Source organism: Alicycliphilus denitrificans K601, assembly GCF_000204645.1.
Taxonomy (GTDB): Bacteria; Pseudomonadota; Gammaproteobacteria; order Burkholderiales; family Burkholderiaceae_C; genus Alicycliphilus; species Alicycliphilus denitrificans.
The window spans coordinates 3,939,044-3,957,222 of the sequence record NC_015422.1 but is presented as its reverse complement, the minus strand read 5'-3'; the positions used below and the strand labels follow the sequence as shown (position 1 = coordinate 3,957,222).

Here is an 18,179-nt window from a genome sequence, read left to right as displayed (position 1 = left end):
CCCATGGCGATCTATGAACTCGATGGCGTTGCGCCGCAGGTGGCAGCCTCGGCCTGGGTGGCCGACAGCGCCGAGGTGATGGGCAACGTGGTGCTCGCCGAGGATGCGAGCGTGTGGTTCGGCACGGTGGTGCGCGGCGACTGCGAGAGCATTCGCATCGGCGCGGGCTCCAACGTGCAGGACGCGAGCGTGCTGCATGCCGACGTCGGCCAGCCGCTGGTCGTCGGCGACCGCGTCACGGTGGGCCACAAGGTCATGCTGCATGGCTGCACCATAGGCGACGAGTCGCTGATCGGCATCGGCGCCGTGGTGCTCAACGGCGCCAGGATCGGCAAGAACTGCCTGGTGGGCGCCGGCGCACTGGTCACCGAGGGCAAGGAGTTTCCCGACGGCTCCATGATCCTGGGCAGCCCCGCCCGGGTCGTGCGCCAGCTCTCGCCCGAGCAGATCGAGGGGCTGCGCCGGAGTGCGCAGCACTACATGGAGAACGCGCGCCGCTTCAAGGCGGGCCTGCGCAAGCTGGATTAGTACGACCGGATGTCCGAACTGCACAAATTCCTGTTCGATGGCCTGCCCGTGCGCGGGATGATCGTGCGCCTGACCGGCGCCTGGACGGAGCTGCTCGCACGCCGCGCCGGCAACACCGAGACGGGCGCCTACCCCGCGCCCGTGAGCGAGCTGCTGGGCGAGATGGCCGCCGCCGCCGTGCTGATGCAGTCCAACATCAAGTTCAACGGCGCGCTGGTGCTGCAGATCTTCGGCGACGGGCCGGTCAAGCTGGCCGTGGCCGAGGTGCGCTCCGACCTGAGCCTGCGCGCCACGGCATCGGTGTCGGGCGAACTGCCCGCCCATGCCGGCATGGCCGACCTGGTGAACGCAGGCGGCGGCGGGCGCTGCGCCATCACGCTCGACCCGCAGGACCGCCTGCCGGGCCAGCAGCCCTACCAGGGCGTGGTGCCGCTGCACGGCGACCGCAAGGAGAAGTTGCACCGCCTCTCCGACGTGCTGCAGCACTACATGCTGCAGTCCGAGCAGCTGGACACCACGCTGGTGCTGGCCGCCAACGACGAGGTGGCCGCGGGCCTGCTGATCCAGCGCATGCCCGCCAAGGGCGAGGGCAACCTGGCGGGCGCCGCGGGGCGGGGCGACGAGGACCAGATCGGCCTGAACGAGGACTACAACCGCATCGCCACGCTGGCCGCCAGTCTCACGCGCGACGAACTCCTGAGCCTGGACGTGGAGACCATACTGCGCCGCCTGTTCTGGGAGGAAAGGCTGCTGCGCTTCGTGCCCCAGCGCGGCGAGAGCGGGCCGCGCTTCGCGTGCTCGTGCAGCCGCGAGCGCGTGGGCAACATGCTGCGCAGCCTGGGCATCGACGAGGTGCAGGGCATCCTGGACGAGCGCGGCTCCATCGAGGTGGGCTGCGAATACTGCGGCCAGCAATACCATTTCGACGCGGTGGACGCGGCCCAGCTGTTCACGGCGCCGGGCCAGCAGCCGCCGGTGTCGTCCAGCGTGCAATAGGTGGAGCGTTGTCCGGCGCGGCGACAATAACGCCTTTCGCGCCTGATTTCCAAGGAATATCGCCATGCAAAAGAAAATCGCCGCCCTGGCCCTCGTGGGCCTGGCGGGTGCGGCCTGTGCGGCCGACCTGCGGGTGGGGCTGAACCCCGCCTACGAACCCTTCGAGTCCAAGACCGCCTCGGGCGAGATCGTCGGTTTCGACGTGGACATCGCCAACGCGCTGTGCGAGCAGATCAAGCGCAAGTGCGTGTTCGTCGAGTCCGAGTGGGACAGCATCATCCCCGGCCTGCAGGCCAAGAAGTTCGACGTGGTCATCAGCTCCATGTCGATCACGCCCGAGCGCGCGCGCGTGGTGGACTTCACCAATCGCTACTACAAGACACCCAGCGCCATCGTGGTGAAGAAGAGCGTCAAGTACGAGGGGCCGGCCTCGCTCAAGGGCATGAAGATCGGCGTGCTCAAGAGCAGCACGCAGGAGAAATGGGCGCTGGGCGAGCTCAAGCCCGCCGGCGTCACGGTCGTGCCCTACCAGTCGCAGAACCAGGTCTACCTGGACATACAGGCCGGGCGCCTCGATGGGACCGTGGCCGACAAGGTCGAGGTCAACGGCGGCTTCCTGCGCAAGCCCGAGGGCAAGGACTACGGCTACGTGGGCCCCGACCAGTACGACGCGAAGTACTACGGCGAAGGCATAGGCATCGCGCTGCGCAAGGGCCAGGGCGACCTGAAGAAGCAGCTCAACGAGGCGATCGACACCATCCGCGCCAACGGCACCTACGCCAGGATCGCCAAGAAGTACTTCGACTTCGACCCCTACGGCAAGTGAGCCGCGGGCCCTCCCGGCGCGTGTGTCTGAATGCGTGACTACTACCTGGCCATCCTGAATGGCTCGCTGCTCACCGTGGGCGTGTCCCTGGCATCGCTGGCGGTGGCCACGCTGCTGGGCCTGGCGGGGGCGGCGGCCAAACTCTCGGGCCGGCGCCCGCTGGTGTGGCTGGCTCAGCTCTACACCACGGTGGTGCGTGGCATCCCCGAGCTGCTCATGATGCTGCTCGTCTTCTACGGCGGCGCCATCGGCCTCAACAGCCTGGCGGAGCTCTGGGGCAACCAGGAGGGCGTGGACCTCGATCCCTTCGTCGCCGGCGTGCTGACCATAGGCTTCATCTATGGCGCCTACATGACCGAGACCTTCCGCGGCGCCATCCTGGCCATTCCCCGCGGCCAGATGGAGGCCGCCTGGGCCTTCGGCATGGGACGCTTGCGCACCTTCGTGCGCATCACCCTGCCGCAGATGGTGCGCTACGCGCTGCCGAGCTTCACCAACAACTGGCTGGTGCTCATCAAGGCCACGGCCCTGGTCAGCCTGATCGGGCTGCACGACATGACCTACCTGGCCAAGCAGTCGAGCGCCGCCGCGCGCGAGCCCTTCGCCTTCTTCCTGTTCACCGCGGCCATCTACCTGGCCTATACCTCGCTGTCGCTGTGGGCGCTGCGCGCCGTCAGCCGCCGCTACAGCCTGGGCACCGACAGGGTGCAGCTGCTATGAACTGGCTGGTGATCTTCGAGCCGGACACGCTGGCGCTCTATGGCGAGGGCCTGCTCGTCACCCTGCAGCTCACGCTCTACAGCCTGGGGCTGGGCGCCGTGCTGGCACTCGCCTGCGCGCTGGCGCTGGTCGGCAGCAATGCCTGGCTGCGCTGGCCGGCCCAGGCCTTCACCTATTTCATGCGCGGCACGCCGCTGCTGATCCAGGTGTATCTGATCTACTACGGCGTGGCCCAGCTCGAATGGGTGCAGGCGCGCTGGGACGACGTCTGGCCTTGGACGAACTTCAAGGAGCCGTTCTTCTGCGCCTTGCTGTCGTTCAGCCTGAACACGGCGGCCTACACGGCCGAGACGCTGGCGGGCAGCATCCGCGAGACATCCAAGGGCGAGGTCGAGGCCGCGCGCGCCATGGGCATGGGCCCGTGGATGCTGATGCGCCGCATCGTGCTGCCCAGCGCCATCCGCCGCATGCTGCCGGCCTACGGCAACGAGGTGGTGATGATGCTGCACAGCTCCAGCCTCGCCAGCACCGTGCCGGCGCTGACCGACCTCACGGGCGCGGCCAGCCGCGTCTACGCCGACTTCTACCTGCCGTTCGAGGCCTACCTGTTCGCGGCGGCCATCTACCTGTGCATCACCCTGTGCCTGATCGGCGCCACCAGGCTCGTGGAGCGGCGCTTCCTGGGCTACCTGGCGCCGCGCAAAGCATGACCTTTCCTTCATGAACCGCAACACCCCCGTCAAACTCCAGGCCCTGGACATCCACAAGCGCTACGGCGCCAACGAGGTGCTCAAGGGCGTGTCGCTCACGGCGCACGCGGGCGACGTGATCAGCATCATCGGCAGTTCGGGCTCGGGCAAGAGCACGCTCTTGCGCTGCATCAACCTGCTGGAGCGCCCGCAGCAGGGCCGCATCCTGGTGGCGGGCGAGGAGCTGCGGCTGCGTCCGGCGCAGGACGGCGCGCTGGAGGCGGCCGACCAGAAGCAGCTGCAGCGCCTGCGCACGCGCCTGGCCATGGTGTTCCAGCACTTCAACCTGTGGGCGCACATGACGGCGCTCGCCAACATCATCGAGGTGCCGGTGCACGTGCTGGGCCTGCCGCGCGACGAGGCCGTGGAGCGCGCGCGCAAGTACCTGCGCCTGGTGGGCCTGGAGGGGCGCGAGGACGCCTACCCCAACCACATGAGCGGCGGCCAGCAGCAGCGCGTGGCGATCGCCCGGGCGCTCGCCGTGGAGCCCGAGGTGATGCTGTTCGACGAACCCACCAGCGCGCTCGACCCCGAGCTCGTGGGCGAGGTGCTGCGCGTGATGCAGGTGCTGGCCCAGGAGGGGCGCACCATGCTCGTCGTCACGCACGAAATGGGCTTCGCGCGCGAGGTGTCCAACCACGTGATCTTCCTGCACCAGGGGCTGGTGGAGGAGCAGGGCGACCCGCGCGAGGTCATGGCCAACCCGCGCAGCGAGCGGCTGGCGCGCTTCCTGTCGGGCAACCTGAAATAGGTTGCTGCGAAAAAAAGAGCTGCCAGCGCTTGATGGGCAAGCGCTGGCAGCTCTTTTGGCTTGGGAAGTTCAGCGCTGTGCGGGGCGCACCACCTGGACGTAGATCTCGCCCTGCTTGACCATGCCCAGCTCGCCGCGCGCCTTTTCCTCCACCATTTCCAGGCCGCCCTTGAGGTCGTTCACCTCGGCGGCCAAGCGCTCGTTGGCCAGGCGTGCCTGGGCGTTGGCCGCCTGCTGCGCGGCGATCTGCTGGCGCAGGTCCTGTACGTTGCCGACGCTGCCGCGCCCGGCCCATAGCTGCGCGTGGATGGCCACGAGCAGCAGCAGCAGTACGAGGGGGACGATGCGCGTGACCATGGCGGCGGAGCGGTGGCGTGCTGGGGCTTAGCGCAGGTTGTAGAACGCGGCGCGGCCGGGGTATTCGGCCACGTCGCCCAGGTCTTCCTCGATGCGCAGCAGCTGGTTGTACTTGGCGATGCGGTCCGAGCGCGAGAGTGAGCCGGTCTTGATCTGGCCCGCGTTCAGGCCCACGGCGATGTCGGCGATGGTGCTGTCCTCGGTCTCGCCCGAGCGGTGGCTGATCACGGCGGTGTAGCCGGCGCGCTTGGCCATCTCGATGGCGGCGAAGGTCTCGGTGAGCGTGCCGATCTGGTTGATCTTGATGAGGATGGAGTTGGCAATGTTCTTGTCGATGCCTTCCTTCAGGATCTTGGTGTTGGTCACGAACAGGTCGTCGCCCACCAGCTGCACGTTCTTGCCCAGGCGCTCGGTGAGCAGCTTCCAGCCGTCCCAGTCGCCCTCGGCCATGCCGTCCTCGATGCTGATGATGGGGTACTTGTCCACCCAGGCGGCAAGCATGTCGGTCCACTGCTGGGCCGTGAGCTGGATGCCGCCTTCGCCTTCGAGCACGTACTTGCCGTCCTTGTAGAACTCGCTCGCGGCGCAATCGAGGCCGAGCACGATCTGCTCGCCGGCGGTGTAGCCGGCCTTGTCGATGGCTTCCAGGATGAGCTGGATCGCGGCCTCGTGGTTCTCCACGCTGGGGGCGAAGCCACCCTCGTCGCCCACGGCCGTGCTCATGCCGCGGTCGTTGATGATCTTCTTGAGCGCGTGGAACACCTCGGCGCCCCAGCGCAGCGCCTCGCGGAACGACGGCGCGCCCACGGGGATGATCATGAACTCCTGCAGGTCCAGCGTGTTGTTGGCGTGCGCGCCGCCGTTGATGACGTTCATCATCGGCACGGGCAGCTGGCAGCCGTTCATGCCGCCGAAGTAGCGGTACAGCGGCAGGCCGGCTTCCTCGGCCGCGGCGCGCGCCACGGCCATGGAGACGGCGAGCATGGCGTTGGCGCCCAGGCGGCTCTTGTTGTCGGTGCCGTCCAGGTCGATCAGGGTCTTGTCGAGGAAGGCCTGCTCGGAGGCGTCCAGGCCCAGCACAGCCTCGCTGATCTCGGTGTTGATGTGTTCCACGGCCTTGAGCACGCCCTTGCCCAGGTAGCGGCCCTTGTCGCCGTCGCGCAGCTCAATGGCCTCGCGGCTGCCGGTGGAGGCGCCAGAGGGCACGGCGGCGCGGCCCATCACGCCCGATTCGAGCAGCACGTCACACTCGACGGTGGGGTTGCCGCGGCTGTCCAGCACTTCGCGGCCTACGATGTCAACGATGGCACTCATGGTTTTCCTCTTTGCAAAAGTTTCGGGTCAAATTGGCATCAAAGGCTTGCAAGGCAAGCGCCTGCAGCTATCAAAAACAATGCATTGGCCGCAGCCACCGCGCCGCACAGTATGGGCGATGGCGCGGCGGCGATTGCGCGCATCGCGGGTGCAACGGCTTTGCCCGGGATGCGCCGTGCGCGTCACAGGCCCTCGACCACGACCATGCGCATGACGGCGGCGCCCTCGCGCGCGGCGCGCGCCTTGCGGTATTCGGCCGAGTCGTGGAAGGCACGGGCGGCCTCGAAGCTGGGGAACTTCAGCACCACGGTGCGGCCCGGGTTCCAGTCGCCTTCGAGCACCTCGACCTTGCCGCCGCGCACGCAGACCTCGGCGCCATGCGCGCGCATGGCCTCGGAGCTCCACTTTTTGTACTCCTCGTACTGCGCGGGGTCGGTGACGGTGACGGACGCAATGATGTAGCCGCTTGCCATGCTCAGGCTCCAAAGTCGTTTTCGAGAAAGCCGTTCTTCTTGGTGACGGCGTCGAGCTGCACCAGCGTCTCCAGCAATGCGCGCATGTGCTTGAGCGGCACGGCGTTGGGGCCGTCCGACAGCGCGCTTGCCGGGTCGGGGTGCGTCTCCATGAACAGGCCCGCCACGCCCACGGCCACGGCCGCGCGCGAGAGCACGGGCACCATCTCGCGCATGCCGCCGCTGCTCGTGCCCTGGCCGCCGGGCAGCTGCACGCTGTGCGTGGCGTCGAACACCACCGGGGCGCCCGTCTCGCGCATGATGGCCAGGCTGCGCATGTCGGACACGAGGTTGTTGTAGCCGAAGCTCGCGCCGCGCTCGCAGGCCATGAAGCGGTCTTCGGACAGGCCCGCCTCGCGCGCGGCGGCGCGGGCCTTGTCGATGACGTTCTTCATGTCGTGCGGCGCGAGGAACTGGCCCTTCTTGATGTTCACGGGTTTGCCCGACTGCGCCACGGCGCGGATGAAGTCGGTCTGGCGGCACAGGAACGCAGGCGTCTGCAGCACGTCCACGACCTGCGCCACGGCGGGGATCTCGGCCTCGGTGTGCACGTCGGTCAGCACGGGCACGCCGAGCTGCTTCTTCACCTTGGCGAGTATCTCCAGCCCCTTTTCCATGCCGGGGCCGCGAAAGCTCGCGCCGCTCGACCGGTTGGCCTTGTCGTAGCTGCTCTTGAAGATGAAGGGGATGCCCAGGGAGGCAGTGATCTCCTGGAGCCGGCCCGCCACGTCCATCTGCAGCTGCTCGGACTCGACCACGCAGGGGCCGGCGATGAGGAAGAAGGGGCGGTCAAGGCCGATGTCGAATCCGCAGAGTTGCATGGTGGTCAAGCCTTCTTCTGGTGTTCCACGGCCGCCTTCACGAAGGCGTTGAACAGCGGGTGGCCGTTCCAGGGCGTGGATTTGAACTCGGGGTGGAATTGCACGCCGATGAACCAGGGGTGCACCTCGCGGGGCAGCTCCACGATCTCGGTCAGGTGCTCGCGCTGGGTGAGGGCGGAGATCACCAGGCCCGCCGCGCGCAGCTTGTCCAGGTACTGGGTGTTGGCCTCGTAGCGGTGGCGGTGGCGCTCGGTCACCACGCTGCCATAGATGCTGTGGGCCAGCGTGCCGGGCTGCACGTCGGAGCTTTGTGCGCCCAGGCGCATGGTGCCGCCCAGGTCGGAATTGGCGTCGCGCGTCTTGATCGTGCCGTCCTCGTCCTTCCACTCGGTGATGAGGGCGATCACGGGGTGCTTGCAGTGCGGGTCGAACTCGGTGGAGTTCGCCCCCTCCAGGCCCGCCATGTGGCGCGCGTATTCGATGGTGGCGACCTGCATGCCCAGGCAGATGCCCAGGTAGGGCACCTTGCGCTCGCGGGCGTACCTGGCGGTGCTGATCTTGCCCTCCACTCCGCGCGAGCCGAAGCCGCCGGGCACGAGGATGGCGTCGTACTGACCGAGCTTGTCGGCCGCGTTCGCGTCGGTGATGGTCTCGGAATCGACGTGGGTGATCTTCACGCGCACGTGGCTTTGCATGCCCGCGTGCTTGAGCGCCTCGTTGACGGACTTGTAGGCGTCCGACAGTTCCACGTACTTGCCCACCATGGCGATCTGCACCTCGCCCTGCGGGTGCTCGGTCTCGTGCACCAGCGCGTCCCAGCGCTTGAGGTTGGCGGGCGGGGTGTTCAGGCGCAGCTTGTCGCAGATCAGGCCGTCCAGGCCCTGCTCGTGCAGCATGCGCGGCACCTTGTAGATGGTGTCCACGTCCCACATGCTGATCACGCCCCACTCGGCCACGTTGGTGAACAGGGAGATCTTCTCGCACTCCTCCTCGGGCACGGCGTGGTGCGCGCGGCACAGCAGCGCGTCGGGCTGGATGCCGATCTCGCGCAGCTTCTGCACCGTGTGCTGCGTGGGCTTGGTCTTGAGTTCGCCGGCCGTGGCGATCCAGGGCAGGTAGGTCAGGTGAACGAAGGCCGAGTTGTTGGGCCCGAGCTTGAGCGAGAGCTGGCGCACGGCCTCCAGGAAGGGCAGCGATTCGATGTCGCCCACCGTGCCGCCGACCTCGCAGATGGCCACGTCCACCGCGTCGGGCGTGCCTATGCCCGCGCCGCGCTTGATGAACTCCTGGATCTCGTTGGTGACGTGCGGGATCACCTGCACTGTCTTGCCGAGGTAGTCGCCGCGACGCTCTTTTTCGAGCACGCTCTGGTAGATGCGGCCCGTGGTGAAGTTGTTGGCCTGCTTCATGCGCGTCTCGATGAAGCGCTCGTAGTGGCCCAGGTCGAGGTCGGTCTCTGCGCCGTCGTCGGTCACGAAGACTTCGCCGTGCTGGAAGGGAGACATGGTGCCCGGATCGACGTTGATGTACGGATCGAGCTTGATGAGGGTGACTTTGAGACCCCGCGATTCGAGGATCGCGGCAAGGGAGGCTGAGGCGATTCCCTTGCCCAGGGAAGACACCACACCGCCGGTGACGAAGACGAATTTGGTCATGTCTTTTTTGGTGGTGGGAAATCGGGATTATAGAAGTCCCATCCATGCCCGGCCGCTCTGCCAAAATGCCGTTCCATGAATGCACTCGTTGGCAAACACATCGTCCTGGGCCTGAGCGGAGGCGTGGCCTGTTACAAGAGCGCCGAGCTGACCCGGCTGCTCGTCAAGGCGGGCGCCACCGTGCAGGTGGTGATGACCGAGGCGGCGGAGCAGTTCATCACGCCCGTCACCATGCAGGCTCTGTCCGGGCGGCCGGTCTATACCTCGCAATGGGACGCGCGCGAGGCCAACAACATGCCCCACATCAACCTGAGCCGCGAGGCCGACGCGATCCTCATCGCGCCATGCAGCGCCGACTTCGCCGCGCGCCTGGTGCAGGGGCGCGCCGACGAGCTGCTGAGCCTGTTGTGCCTGGCGCGGCCCGTGGACCGCGTGCCGCTGCTGGTCGCACCGGCCATGAACCGCGAGATGTGGGCTCACCCCGCCACCCGGCGCAACCTGGCCCAGCTGGCGCAGGACGGCGCCGCCGTGCTGGGCGTGGGCAACGGCGACCAGGCCTGCGGCGAGACCGGCGACGGCCGCATGCTCGAACCCGCCGAGATCCTGGAGGACCTGGCGGCCTTCTTCGCGCCGAAGCTGCTCGCGGGCCAGCGCGTGCTGATCACGGCCGGCCCCACCTTCGAGGCCATGGACCCGGTGCGCGGCATCACCAACCTGTCCTCCGGCAAGATGGGCTTCGCCATCGCCCGCGCGGCGCGCGAGGCCGGAGCCGAGGTCACGCTGGTCGCCGGCCCCGTGCACCTGCCCACGCCGCGCGGCGTGCGGCGCATCGACGTGCGTTCTGCGCAAAACATGCTCGAAGCGGTCGAGGGGCAAGTGCCGGGTGCTACTGTCTTCATAGCTACCGCGGCCGTGGCCGACTGGCGGCCAGCCAGCAGTGCCGAGCACAAGATCAAGAAGGACGGATCGGGCCAGGTGCCCGCGCTGGCCTTCGTCGAGAACCCCGACATCCTGGCCACCGTGGCGCGCTCCGAGCGCGCACGCTCGGGCAGCCTGTACTGCGTGGGCTTCGCCGCCGAAAGCGAGAACCTGCTGGAGCACGCCAGCGCCAAGCGCGCGCGCAAGGGCGTGCCGCTGCTCGTGGGCAACATCGGCCCGGCCACCTTCGGCCAGGACGACAACGCGCTGCTGCTGGTCGATGCGCAGGGCCACCAGGAACTGCCGCGCGCTCCCAAGGCCGAGCTGGGCCGCCAGCTCGTGGCGGAGATCGCGCGGCGCCTGGGCGTGGCGGCTGCGCCATGAACGGGCCGAACCTCGGCCCGGGCGGTCCCGAGGGGCCGCCGGACGGGGACTACGCGCGCTACGTCGAGCGCCTGATGCAACGGGCGGACCAGCAGCGCGGGGCGGCGCAGGCGGCGGCCAAGGCGGGCGACGCCCGCGCCGCGCCCGCGCCCGCGCAGGCCGCATCCGCGCCTTCCGCCGCCGCCATCGCGGGCGGGCAGCCGGCAGGCAAGGCGCGCGGCAGGGCCGCCGCCCGCCAGCTGCCGGCCAAATGGCCCCTGCTGCTGTGGATCCTATTCGTGCTGCTGATGTGGTTCGCGCCCTCGCTGCTGCCCTTCGTCGTCGTGGGCCTGGTGCTGGCGGGCGTGGGCTACAGCCTCTGGAAGGCCCGGCGCAAGTCCGGCGGCGAACGCCGCTGACTCCCTCTTTTGCGCGATGATCGCAGGCTTTGCACACTGCGGCGCCCCATGAAGGCCCCGCACCCATCATGAAGATCGACGTCAAGATTCTCGACCCGCGCATGGCGGACCAGCTGCCCGCCTACGCCACGCCCGGCAGCGCCGGGCTGGACCTGCGCGCCTGTCTGGACGCGCCGCTGCTGCTGGCGCCCAACGCCTGGCAACTGGTGCCCACGGGCATCGCCATCTACCTCAAGGACCCGGGCTACGCGGCCCTGATCCTGCCGCGCTCGGGCCTGGGGCACAAGCACGGCATCGTGCTGGGCAATCTGGTGGGGCTGATCGACAGCGACTACCAGGGCCAGCTCATGGTCAGCGCCTGGAACCGCAGCGACACGGCCTTCACGCTCCAGCCCATGGAGCGGCTGGCCCAGCTGGTCATCGTGCCGGTGGTGCAGGCGCAGTTCAACGTGGTCACGGACTTTCCCGCGAGCGAGCGCGGCGAGGGCGGCTACGGCTCCACCGGGAAGCACTGAGCCGGGTCAGTGCAGCAGCTCGTTGCCGGGCGCCTGCGGCTGTATGCGGAAGAACCCCGTCCCGGCCGTGCCGCGGCCGATTTCCTCCTCGGTGGCCTCGCGCACGCCGTGCACCTTGAGCTGCAGGCGCAGGGCGATGCCGGCCAGCGGGTGGTTGCCGTCGAGCACCACGTGCTCGGGATAGATCTGCGCCACGGTGTAGAGCGCGTCGCGCGGCGCCTCGGGGTTGACGCCCTGGGGCAGGGCCGTGCCGTCGAAGGTCATGCCTTCCTCGATGTCGGCCGGGAACAGCTGGCGCGGCTCCAGGAACAGTAGCTTGTCCTGGTAGTCGCCGAAGGCGTCCTCGGGCTCCAGGTGCAGCGCCAGCTCCGCGCCCACGCCATGGCCCTGCAGCGCCTCTTCGATGCGCGCGAGCAGGTCGTCGCCGCCGACCAGGAACTCCACGGGATCGTCAAGCACGTCCAGCTCGTCGCCCAGCGTGTCTTTCAAGACCCAGGTCAAGGCGACCACACATTGTTCGGTTATTTCCATAGGACAATTGTCGCAGTTCGTTGCCCTGCCGCCCGCGCGGCCCCGTCGATTCCATGGATGTAGAACAACCGCTGGCCCTGCTCGGGGGCCTGAGCCCGGCGCAGTTCATGCGCCGCCACTGGCACAAGAAACCCCTCCTGGTGCGCCAGGCCATGCCCGGCTTCAAGCCGCTCCTGACCCGCGCCGAGCTGCTGGAGCTGGCCGGGCGGGACGGCGTGGAGTCGCGCTTCATCCAGGACAAGGCCGGCCGATGGGTGCTGCGCCATGGGCCGCTGGCGCGCCGCTCCCTGCCGCCGCTGGGCACGCCGCGCTGGACCGTGCTGGTGCAGGGCGTGGATCTGCACGACGACGCCGTGCACGCGCTCATGCAGCAGTTCCGCTTCGTGCCCGAGGCGCGGCTCGACGACTTGATGATCAGCTACGCCACCGACGGCGGCGGCGTGGGGCCGCATTTCGACAATTACGACGTGTTCCTGCTGCAGGCCCATGGGCAGCGGCGCTGGCGCATCGGCCGGCAGAAGGACAAGACGCTGCGCCCCGGCCTGCCGCTGAAGATCCTGGCGGCCTTCGAGCCCGAGGAAGAATACCTGCTGGAGCCCGGCGACATGCTCTACCTGCCCCCGGGCTGGGCGCACGACGGCATCGCCGAGGGCGAGTGCATGACGTATTCCATAGGCTTTCGCTCGCCCAACGGCGCGCAGCTGGCCCACGAAGTGCTCCAGCGCATGGCGGAGGCCGCGGCCGACGAGGAGGGCGCCATCTACCGCGACCCGCAGCAGCCGGCCGTGGCCGGCCCCGGGGCCATTCCCGCCGGACTGCAGGAGTTTGCGCGCAAGGCCGTGCAGCGGGCGCTGGAGCAGCCCCAGGCGCTCGAATGCGCCCTGGGCGAGGCGTTGACCGAGCCCAAGCCGAACGTCTGGTTCGAGCCCGCGCAGGCGGGCGTGATGCTCGAGAGCGTGGCGCTCGACAGGCGCACCCGCATGATGTACGACGACAAGCATGTCTTCATCAACGGCGAGAGCTACCGCGCCGCGGGGCGCGACGCCGCGCTCATGCGCCAGCTGGCCGACGAGCGCCGGCTGGGCGCGCGCGAGCTGGCACGCGCCAGCGATGCGGCGCTGGAGCTACTGTCGACGTGGTGCGAAGCGGGCTGGGTCCATGCGGGCCCCGCGGTCTGATATGAGCGACGCACCCATGCCAACGGCGCCGCAGCTGCCCGGCGGCCGATTTGAGGGCCGCGAGGCCTTCCAGCAACTGGTGCGCGACGCCTTGGCCTGCGCCGCGCGCGAGGGCTGGTCTGAGCTGATGCTGTGCGACGCCAGTTTCCACGACTGGCCCCTGGGCGAGCGCGCGGCGGTCGAGTCGCTGCAGCAATGGGCGCGCACGGGGCGGCGCCTGACCCTGATCGCCGCCGGCTACGACGAGGTCGTGCGCCGGCACGCGCGCTTCGTGCAGTGGCGCGTGCGCTGGGACCACATCATCGTGTGCCGCCGGGCCGGCGCGGCAGACCCGCAGGACCTGCCCAGTTCCATCTGGTCGCCGCATTGGGTGTTGCATCGGCACGACCCGCTGCGCTGCCGCGGCGTGACGGGAACGGAGCCCGAGCGGCGCATTCTGCTGCGCGAATCGCTGCTCGAATGGGTGGAGCGCAAGAGTTCTCCGGGTTTTCCCGCTTCGACGCTGGGTTTGTGACGGCGCAAATCCTTTGTGGTAACAAAGGTCGCGATTTCTTCGCGTTATCCACTATTGACGAAATTTTTCTATAATCGCCAGTTGGTATTGCCGCTGGTGTTTTGCTTTATATCAAGTAAAGCACCGTCGCCGGGGCCATCGCTGCAAGAGGCGGCGCCACGGCTTTCCGAAACTGTCGTCTGTCCCATAGGAAATTGAAATGAAGAACTCCGTCGTTCTGGCTGCCCTGATCGCTGCCGCTGCCCTCGCTGCCTGCGGCAAGAAGGAAGAACCCGCGCCGGCACCGGCTCCCGCTCCCGTGGAAGCCCCCGCTCCTGCAGCTGCTCCCGCCGAGGCCCCTGCCTCCGCCGAGGCTCCTGCTGCCGCAGCCACCGACGCCGCTTCCGATGCCGCCAAGGCTGCCGCCGACGCTGCTGCCGGCGCTGCCGCCGGTGCCGCTTCCGAAGCCAAGTAAGAAGCACGCCTGCAGCGGGCCTCGGGCCCGCAGTAAAAAAACCCCGTACCGAGAGGTCGGGGTTTTTTGTTGCCGGCCCGGGGAGGGCCGGCGCGTTTGCGGGAGGGCTGCTTACTTGAGATCGTCGGCCAGCACGCGCACGATGCGCTGGGCGTTGGCCGAGGTTTCGGGCGCGCCAGCGGCGTTCAGCACCGAGACCGTGCTCTGGTTGCCTTCGCTGCGCACCACGATGCGGTACTTGAGCGGGGCCGAGGCGTCGGGCGAGCGCGAGAACAGCTTGCTGAAGAAGCCCTGCTCCTTCTTGTCCGTGGGCGCCACGTAGCGCACGAAGTACACGCCCTTGCTGCGGTCGCGGTCCTCGACGGTGAAGCCCGTGCGGTCCAGCGACACGCCCACGCGGCGCCAGGCGCGGTCGAAGCCCTCGTCGAGCTGCACCACGGGCACGTCGTTCACCGTGGCCATGCGCGCGCCGGGCGTGACGGGCATGGGAGCGGCCGCGGCGGCCTTGGACTGTTCCTCGCTCACGCCCAGCGCGACCATCAGGCGGCGCAGGAACTCGGTCTCCAGCTCCGGATCGGCCGGGCGCGGCTGCCACACCGTGCTGTCCTTCTGGGTGTTGGTGTAGACCTCGGCCATGCCGCGGTGCGTGATGAAGATCTCCGTGCTGCCATTGGCGGTGCGTTCCAGGCGGGTGCGGAACTTGTCGCGCTCGCCCGTGGAATACAGCGAGTCGAACACCTTGCCGATGGTCGAGCGGATGATGTCCTGCGGCAGCTTGGCGCGGTTCTCGGCCCAGTCGGTCTCCAGGATGCCCAGCTTGGGCTGTTCCGTGGTGAAGACGAAGCCGTTCTCCAGCCAGAAGTCGCGCACCGGCTCCCACAGCTGGTCGGGCGCGCGGTTCACCACCAGCCAGCGCTGGTTGCCGTCGCGTTCTATGCGCACGTCTCCGATGGACTGCGGCGCCGCGCTGGCGGCGCCGCGCGGCTGCTGCGCCTGGCCGGCCTCGAAGGCGGCGGCCGACACGGCGCTCCCGGGCACGGTGTAGCGCGTCTCGCGCGAGAGCTGGCTCAGGTCCGGGGGGACTTCCAGCGTCGGGCCCTTGGTGGCGCTTTTGTAGTCGATCTTGTCGCTCTCCAGCACGGAGCAGGCGGACAGGGTCAAGGCAAGGCCAAGCAGGCCCAGGCGGGTGGTAGCGTTCACGCGAAAATCCTTTGGGATGTCCGGGGAGAGGGGGTCAGAGCAGGCCCGCGGCGCGCAGGGCCGTCTCGACCACGGCCTCGTTGCCCTGGGAGAGCGGCGTCATGGGCAGGCGCATGGCGCCGCCGCACAGGCCCATGCGCTGCATGGCCCACTTCACGGGGATGGGGTTGGCCTCGACGAACAGGTGCTTGTGCACGGGCAGCAGGCGGAACTGGATATCCATGGCGCGGCGCGCGTCGCCCGCGATGGCGGCCACGCACAGCTCGTGCATCAGGCGCGGCGCCACGTTGGCCGTGACGCTGATGTTGCCCTGGCCGCCGCACAGCATCAGGGCCACGGCCGTGGGGTCGTCACCCGAGTACACGGCAAAGCCCTTGGGCACGTCGCGGATGAGCCACTGCGCGCGCTCGATGTTGCCCGTGGCCTCCTTGATACCCACGATGCCGGGCACCTGCGTGAGGCGCAGCACGGTCTCGTGCAGCATGTCGGCCACCGAGCGGCCGGGCACGTTGTACAGCACCATGGGCAGCTCGCCCACGGCCTCGGCGATCGCCTTGAAGTGGCGGTACTGGCCCTCTTGCGTGGGCTTGTTGTAGTAGGGAACGACTTGCAGCTGGCTGTTGGCGCCGACCTTCTTGGCGAAGCGCGCCAGCTCGATGGCCTCGGCCGTGGAGTTGGCGCCGCAGCCGGCCATGACGGGCACGCGCCCCGCGGCCTGCTCCACGGACACGCGGATGATCTCGCAGTGTTCGTCCACGTTCACCGTGGGCGACTCGCCCGTGGTGCCCACGACGCCGATGCAGTCGGTGCCTTCCTGGATGTGCCAGTCGATGAGCTTGCGCAGCGTGGGATAGTCCACGCTGCCGTCGTCGTGCATGGGGGTGACGAGGGCGACGATGCTGCCGGTCAGGGGGGCGCTGGGAGAGGTCATGTCCGCGTTCAAAAACGGTAAAGGGGCATTCTAACTAGCGGCGATGGCGGCTCGCGCACGGCGGCGATGCGCTGCACGAAGCGCGCGGGAGCGTCGAGGAAGCCGTCCTCGTAGGCCACTATGCGCAGACCCTCGCAGGCGCGCAGAAGTTCACTGGGGCGCAGCAGGAATTCGGGCCGCGCGGGCCGGCCCACGGTCTCGTTGCCCTGGGCGAAGGTCTCGTACAGCAGCACGCCGCCGGGCGCCACGCTGTCCACGATGGTGGGCAGCAGCGGGCGCCACAGGTAGTTGGTCACCACCACGCAGTCGAAGCGCCGGCCCGGCAGGGGCCAGGGGCCGTTCTCGATGTCGGCCTGGACCGCCTCGCCCAGGGGTGCTACTGCTTCGATAGCTTCCAGCGCTTTATCCACGCCAGTTACGGGGTGATTTCTTTCGGAAAACCAGCGCATGTGGCGGCCCGCGCCGCAGGCCACGTCGAGCACCGTGCCGCCCGCGGGCACGAGGTGCGACCAGCGCTGGATCCAGTCCGAGGCTTCCATTAGAAGCAGGCCCAGATCTGGTCGGCCAGCGTGCGCATGAACTCCGGCTGCAGGTACAGGGCGAACACGGCCAGCAGCACGGCCAGCGCGAGGGCGGCCGCGATCCAGCGCTTGTGTGCGGCGCGCATGTCTTCAGGCCGCCTGCGGCGTGGCGCGCGCGATGGCGCCTTCGCGCACCGGCAGGTTGATCAGGCCGGCGGCCACGCCCAGCACGATGGCCATGTACCAGACGATGTCGTAGCTGCCGGTGGTGTCGTACAGGTAGCCGCCCAGCCATACGCCCAGGAAGCTGCCGATCTGGTGGCTGAAGAACACGAAGCCGCTGAGCATGGACAGGTGCTGCACGCCGAAGATCTGCGCCACGGCGGCGTTGGTGGGCGGCACGGTGGACAGCCACAGCGCGCCGATCACGGCCGAGAACACGTAGACCGACAGCGGCGACAGCGGCACGAGCAGGAAGACGCTGATGACCACGGCGCGCGCGAAGTAGATGAAGGCCAGGATGTGGCGCTTTTGCATGCGCTGGCCCAGCGTGCCGGAGATGTAGGTGCCGAACACGTTGAACAGCCCGATCAGCGCCAGCGCGTAGCTGGCCACCTGGGGCGACAGGCCGTGGTCGCGCAGGTAGCTGGGCATGTGCACGCCGATGAACACCACCTGGAAGCCGCAGACGAAGTAGCCCGCGGTGAGCAACAGGAAGCTCTTGTAGCGCAGCGCCTCGGCGAACGCGTGGCGCGCGGACTGCGTGCGCCGGATGGGTGCGCTGCCGTGGAAGCCCGGCTCGCGCAGGCCGAAGGCCAGCGGCACGATCAGCAGCACCATGGCCGAGAGCACGAGCAGCGCGTTCTGCCAGCCCAGGCGCAGGATGAGCTGGCCCTCCAGCGGCATCATGAGGAACTGCCCGAACGAGCCCGCGGCCGCTGCCACGCCCATGGCCCAGGAGCGCCGCTCGGCCGAGATCTGCCGGCCCAGCACGCCGTAGATGACGGCGTAGGTGGTGCCCGCCTGGGCCGCGCCTATGAGCACGCCCGTGGTCAGCGAGAACAGGAGCGGCGTGGGCGACAGCGCCATGCCGGCCAGGCCCATGGCGTAGAGCAGGGCGCCCAGTATCAGCACGCGGAAGGCGCCGAAGCGGTCGGACAGCATGCCGCCGAAGATGCCGAACACGCCCCAGGACAGGTTCTGGATGGCCATGGCCAGGGCGAAGGTCTGGCGCGTCCAGCCCATGTCCTGCGTGATGGGCTGCAGCCACATGCCGAACCCGTGGCGTATGCCCATGGACAGGGTGACGATGGTGGCGCCGCAGATCAGCACCTGGGCCATGGAGAGTTTTCGGGTCGTGTCGTGCATCCGGCGAATGTAGCGAAAACCCGCGGCGGCTGCCTGCC

Annotated in this window: 23 protein-coding genes; 12 read left to right on the top strand and 11 right to left on the bottom strand. The window is 68.6% G+C overall.

All coding sequences use genetic code 11. The features are described from left to right. Positions 1-3 precede the first annotated feature (3 nt). The 6 genes from ALIDE2_RS18850 (at position 4) to ALIDE2_RS18825 (ending at position 4,570) form a co-directional block, all read left to right on the top strand. Positions 4-528, top strand: coding sequence for a gamma carbonic anhydrase family protein (locus tag ALIDE2_RS18850; protein WP_013517969.1), 525 nt, complete (start codon positions 4-6; stop codon positions 526-528). A 9-nt stretch (positions 529-537) separates the two neighbouring features. Continuing rightward, complete coding sequence (gene hslO, locus ALIDE2_RS18845; RefSeq protein WP_013517970.1) at positions 538-1,524, top strand: Hsp33 family molecular chaperone HslO; 987 nt, start codon at positions 538-540, stop codon at positions 1,522-1,524. Between the two features lie 64 nt (positions 1,525-1,588). Next, positions 1,589-2,350: a transporter substrate-binding domain-containing protein gene (locus ALIDE2_RS18840; RefSeq protein WP_013517971.1), complete on the top strand. Its 762-nt coding sequence runs from the start codon at positions 1,589-1,591 to the stop codon at positions 2,348-2,350. 30 nt (positions 2,351-2,380) lie between these two features. Then, entirely contained in the window at positions 2,381-3,070 is a 690-nt protein-coding gene (locus ALIDE2_RS18835) for an ABC transporter permease (protein WP_013517972.1), read from the top strand. Further along, positions 3,067-3,780 (top strand): ABC transporter permease, encoded by a 714-nt coding sequence (locus tag ALIDE2_RS18830; RefSeq protein ID WP_013517973.1) that lies wholly within the window; start codon positions 3,067-3,069, stop codon positions 3,778-3,780. Before ALIDE2_RS18835 ends, ALIDE2_RS18830 begins: the two co-directional genes overlap by 4 nt. Positions 3,781-3,790: 10 nt before the next feature. Further along, complete coding sequence (locus tag ALIDE2_RS18825) at positions 3,791-4,570, top strand: ABC transporter ATP-binding protein (protein ID WP_013517974.1); 780 nt, start codon at positions 3,791-3,793, stop codon at positions 4,568-4,570. Positions 4,571-4,639: 69 nt separating this feature from the next. Here ALIDE2_RS18825 and ftsB read toward each other — a convergent pair whose 3' ends face one another. From ftsB to ALIDE2_RS18800, 5 genes are all read right to left on the bottom strand, one after another. Then, positions 4,640-4,927 (bottom strand): cell division protein FtsB, encoded by a 288-nt coding sequence (ftsB, locus tag ALIDE2_RS18820; RefSeq protein ID WP_013517975.1) that lies wholly within the window; start codon positions 4,925-4,927, stop codon positions 4,640-4,642. Positions 4,928-4,954: 27 nt separating this feature from the next. Continuing rightward, positions 4,955-6,241 (bottom strand): phosphopyruvate hydratase, encoded by a 1,287-nt coding sequence (gene eno / locus ALIDE2_RS18815; RefSeq protein ID WP_013517976.1) that lies wholly within the window; start codon positions 6,239-6,241, stop codon positions 4,955-4,957. A 182-nt stretch (positions 6,242-6,423) separates the two neighbouring features. Then, on the bottom strand, positions 6,424-6,714 hold the full coding sequence (locus ALIDE2_RS18810) for a DUF1330 domain-containing protein (protein WP_013517977.1): 291 nt from the start codon (positions 6,712-6,714) through the stop codon (positions 6,424-6,426). 2 nt (positions 6,715-6,716) lie between these two features. Beyond that, positions 6,717-7,574, bottom strand: coding sequence for a 3-deoxy-8-phosphooctulonate synthase (gene kdsA / locus ALIDE2_RS18805; protein WP_013517978.1), 858 nt, complete (start codon positions 7,572-7,574; stop codon positions 6,717-6,719). A 5-nt stretch (positions 7,575-7,579) separates the two neighbouring features. Further along, entirely contained in the window at positions 7,580-9,229 is a 1,650-nt protein-coding gene (locus tag ALIDE2_RS18800) for a CTP synthase (RefSeq protein ID WP_013722902.1), read from the bottom strand. Between the two features lie 75 nt (positions 9,230-9,304). Between ALIDE2_RS18800 and coaBC the strand changes: the two genes are divergently transcribed. The 3 genes from coaBC to dut all read left to right on the top strand — a co-directional run bounded on the left by coaBC (position 9,305) and on the right by dut (position 11,444). After that, positions 9,305-10,531, top strand: coding sequence for a bifunctional phosphopantothenoylcysteine decarboxylase/phosphopantothenate--cysteine ligase CoaBC (gene coaBC, locus ALIDE2_RS18795; RefSeq protein ID WP_013517980.1), 1,227 nt, complete (start codon positions 9,305-9,307; stop codon positions 10,529-10,531). Next, a complete protein-coding gene (locus tag ALIDE2_RS18790; RefSeq protein WP_013517981.1) occupies positions 10,528-10,929 on the top strand; it encodes a hypothetical protein in 402 nt (133 codons plus the stop codon). Before coaBC ends, ALIDE2_RS18790 begins: the two co-directional genes overlap by 4 nt. A gap of 68 nt (positions 10,930-10,997) precedes the next feature. Next, the gene (dut, locus tag ALIDE2_RS18785) at positions 10,998-11,444 is read left to right on the top strand and encodes a dUTP diphosphatase (protein WP_013517982.1); all 447 of its coding nucleotides are present in this window, start codon (positions 10,998-11,000) and stop codon (positions 11,442-11,444) included. 6 nt (positions 11,445-11,450) lie between these two features. Here dut and ALIDE2_RS18780 read toward each other — a convergent pair whose 3' ends face one another. After that, a complete protein-coding gene (locus tag ALIDE2_RS18780; RefSeq protein WP_013517983.1) occupies positions 11,451-11,975 on the bottom strand; it encodes an FKBP-type peptidyl-prolyl cis-trans isomerase in 525 nt (174 codons plus the stop codon). Positions 11,976-12,028: 53 nt separating this feature from the next. On the opposite strand from ALIDE2_RS18780, the gene ALIDE2_RS18775 reads away from it, so the two are divergent. The 3 genes from ALIDE2_RS18775 to ALIDE2_RS24680 all read left to right on the top strand — a co-directional run bounded on the left by ALIDE2_RS18775 (position 12,029) and on the right by ALIDE2_RS24680 (position 14,121). Beyond that, the gene (locus tag ALIDE2_RS18775; protein WP_013517984.1) at positions 12,029-13,153 is read left to right on the top strand and encodes a JmjC domain-containing protein; all 1,125 of its coding nucleotides are present in this window, start codon (positions 12,029-12,031) and stop codon (positions 13,151-13,153) included. Between the two features lie 16 nt (positions 13,154-13,169). After that, positions 13,170-13,667: a hypothetical protein gene (locus ALIDE2_RS18770; protein ID WP_013517985.1), complete on the top strand. Its 498-nt coding sequence runs from the start codon at positions 13,170-13,172 to the stop codon at positions 13,665-13,667. A gap of 199 nt (positions 13,668-13,866) precedes the next feature. Continuing rightward, entirely contained in the window at positions 13,867-14,121 is a 255-nt protein-coding gene (locus ALIDE2_RS24680; RefSeq protein ID WP_041701087.1) for a hypothetical protein, read from the top strand. Positions 14,122-14,232: 111 nt separating this feature from the next. Here ALIDE2_RS24680 and bamC read toward each other — a convergent pair whose 3' ends face one another. The 5 genes from bamC to ALIDE2_RS18745 are packed head-to-tail and all read right to left on the bottom strand — an operon-like array spanning position 14,233 to position 18,141. Beyond that, entirely contained in the window at positions 14,233-15,321 is a 1,089-nt protein-coding gene (bamC, locus tag ALIDE2_RS18760) for an outer membrane protein assembly factor BamC (protein ID WP_013517986.1), read from the bottom strand. 34 nt (positions 15,322-15,355) lie between these two features. Then, positions 15,356-16,252, bottom strand: coding sequence for a 4-hydroxy-tetrahydrodipicolinate synthase (gene dapA, locus ALIDE2_RS18755; RefSeq protein WP_013722901.1), 897 nt, complete (start codon positions 16,250-16,252; stop codon positions 15,356-15,358). A gap of 8 nt (positions 16,253-16,260) precedes the next feature. Further along, positions 16,261-16,791, bottom strand: a complete 531-nt coding sequence (locus tag ALIDE2_RS18750) for a class I SAM-dependent methyltransferase (RefSeq protein WP_013517988.1) — start codon at positions 16,789-16,791, stop codon at positions 16,261-16,263. Beyond that, positions 16,791-16,919, bottom strand: a complete 129-nt coding sequence (locus ALIDE2_RS25655) for a hypothetical protein (RefSeq protein ID WP_013517989.1) — start codon at positions 16,917-16,919, stop codon at positions 16,791-16,793. The genes ALIDE2_RS18750 and ALIDE2_RS25655 overlap by 1 nt, the downstream gene beginning before the upstream one ends. A 4-nt stretch (positions 16,920-16,923) precedes the next feature. Beyond that, positions 16,924-18,141 carry an MFS transporter gene (locus tag ALIDE2_RS18745; protein WP_013517990.1) on the bottom strand — a complete coding sequence of 406 codons (1,218 nt, stop codon included), beginning with the start codon at positions 18,139-18,141 and terminating at the stop codon, positions 16,924-16,926. Between the last annotated feature and the right edge of the window lie 38 nt (positions 18,142-18,179).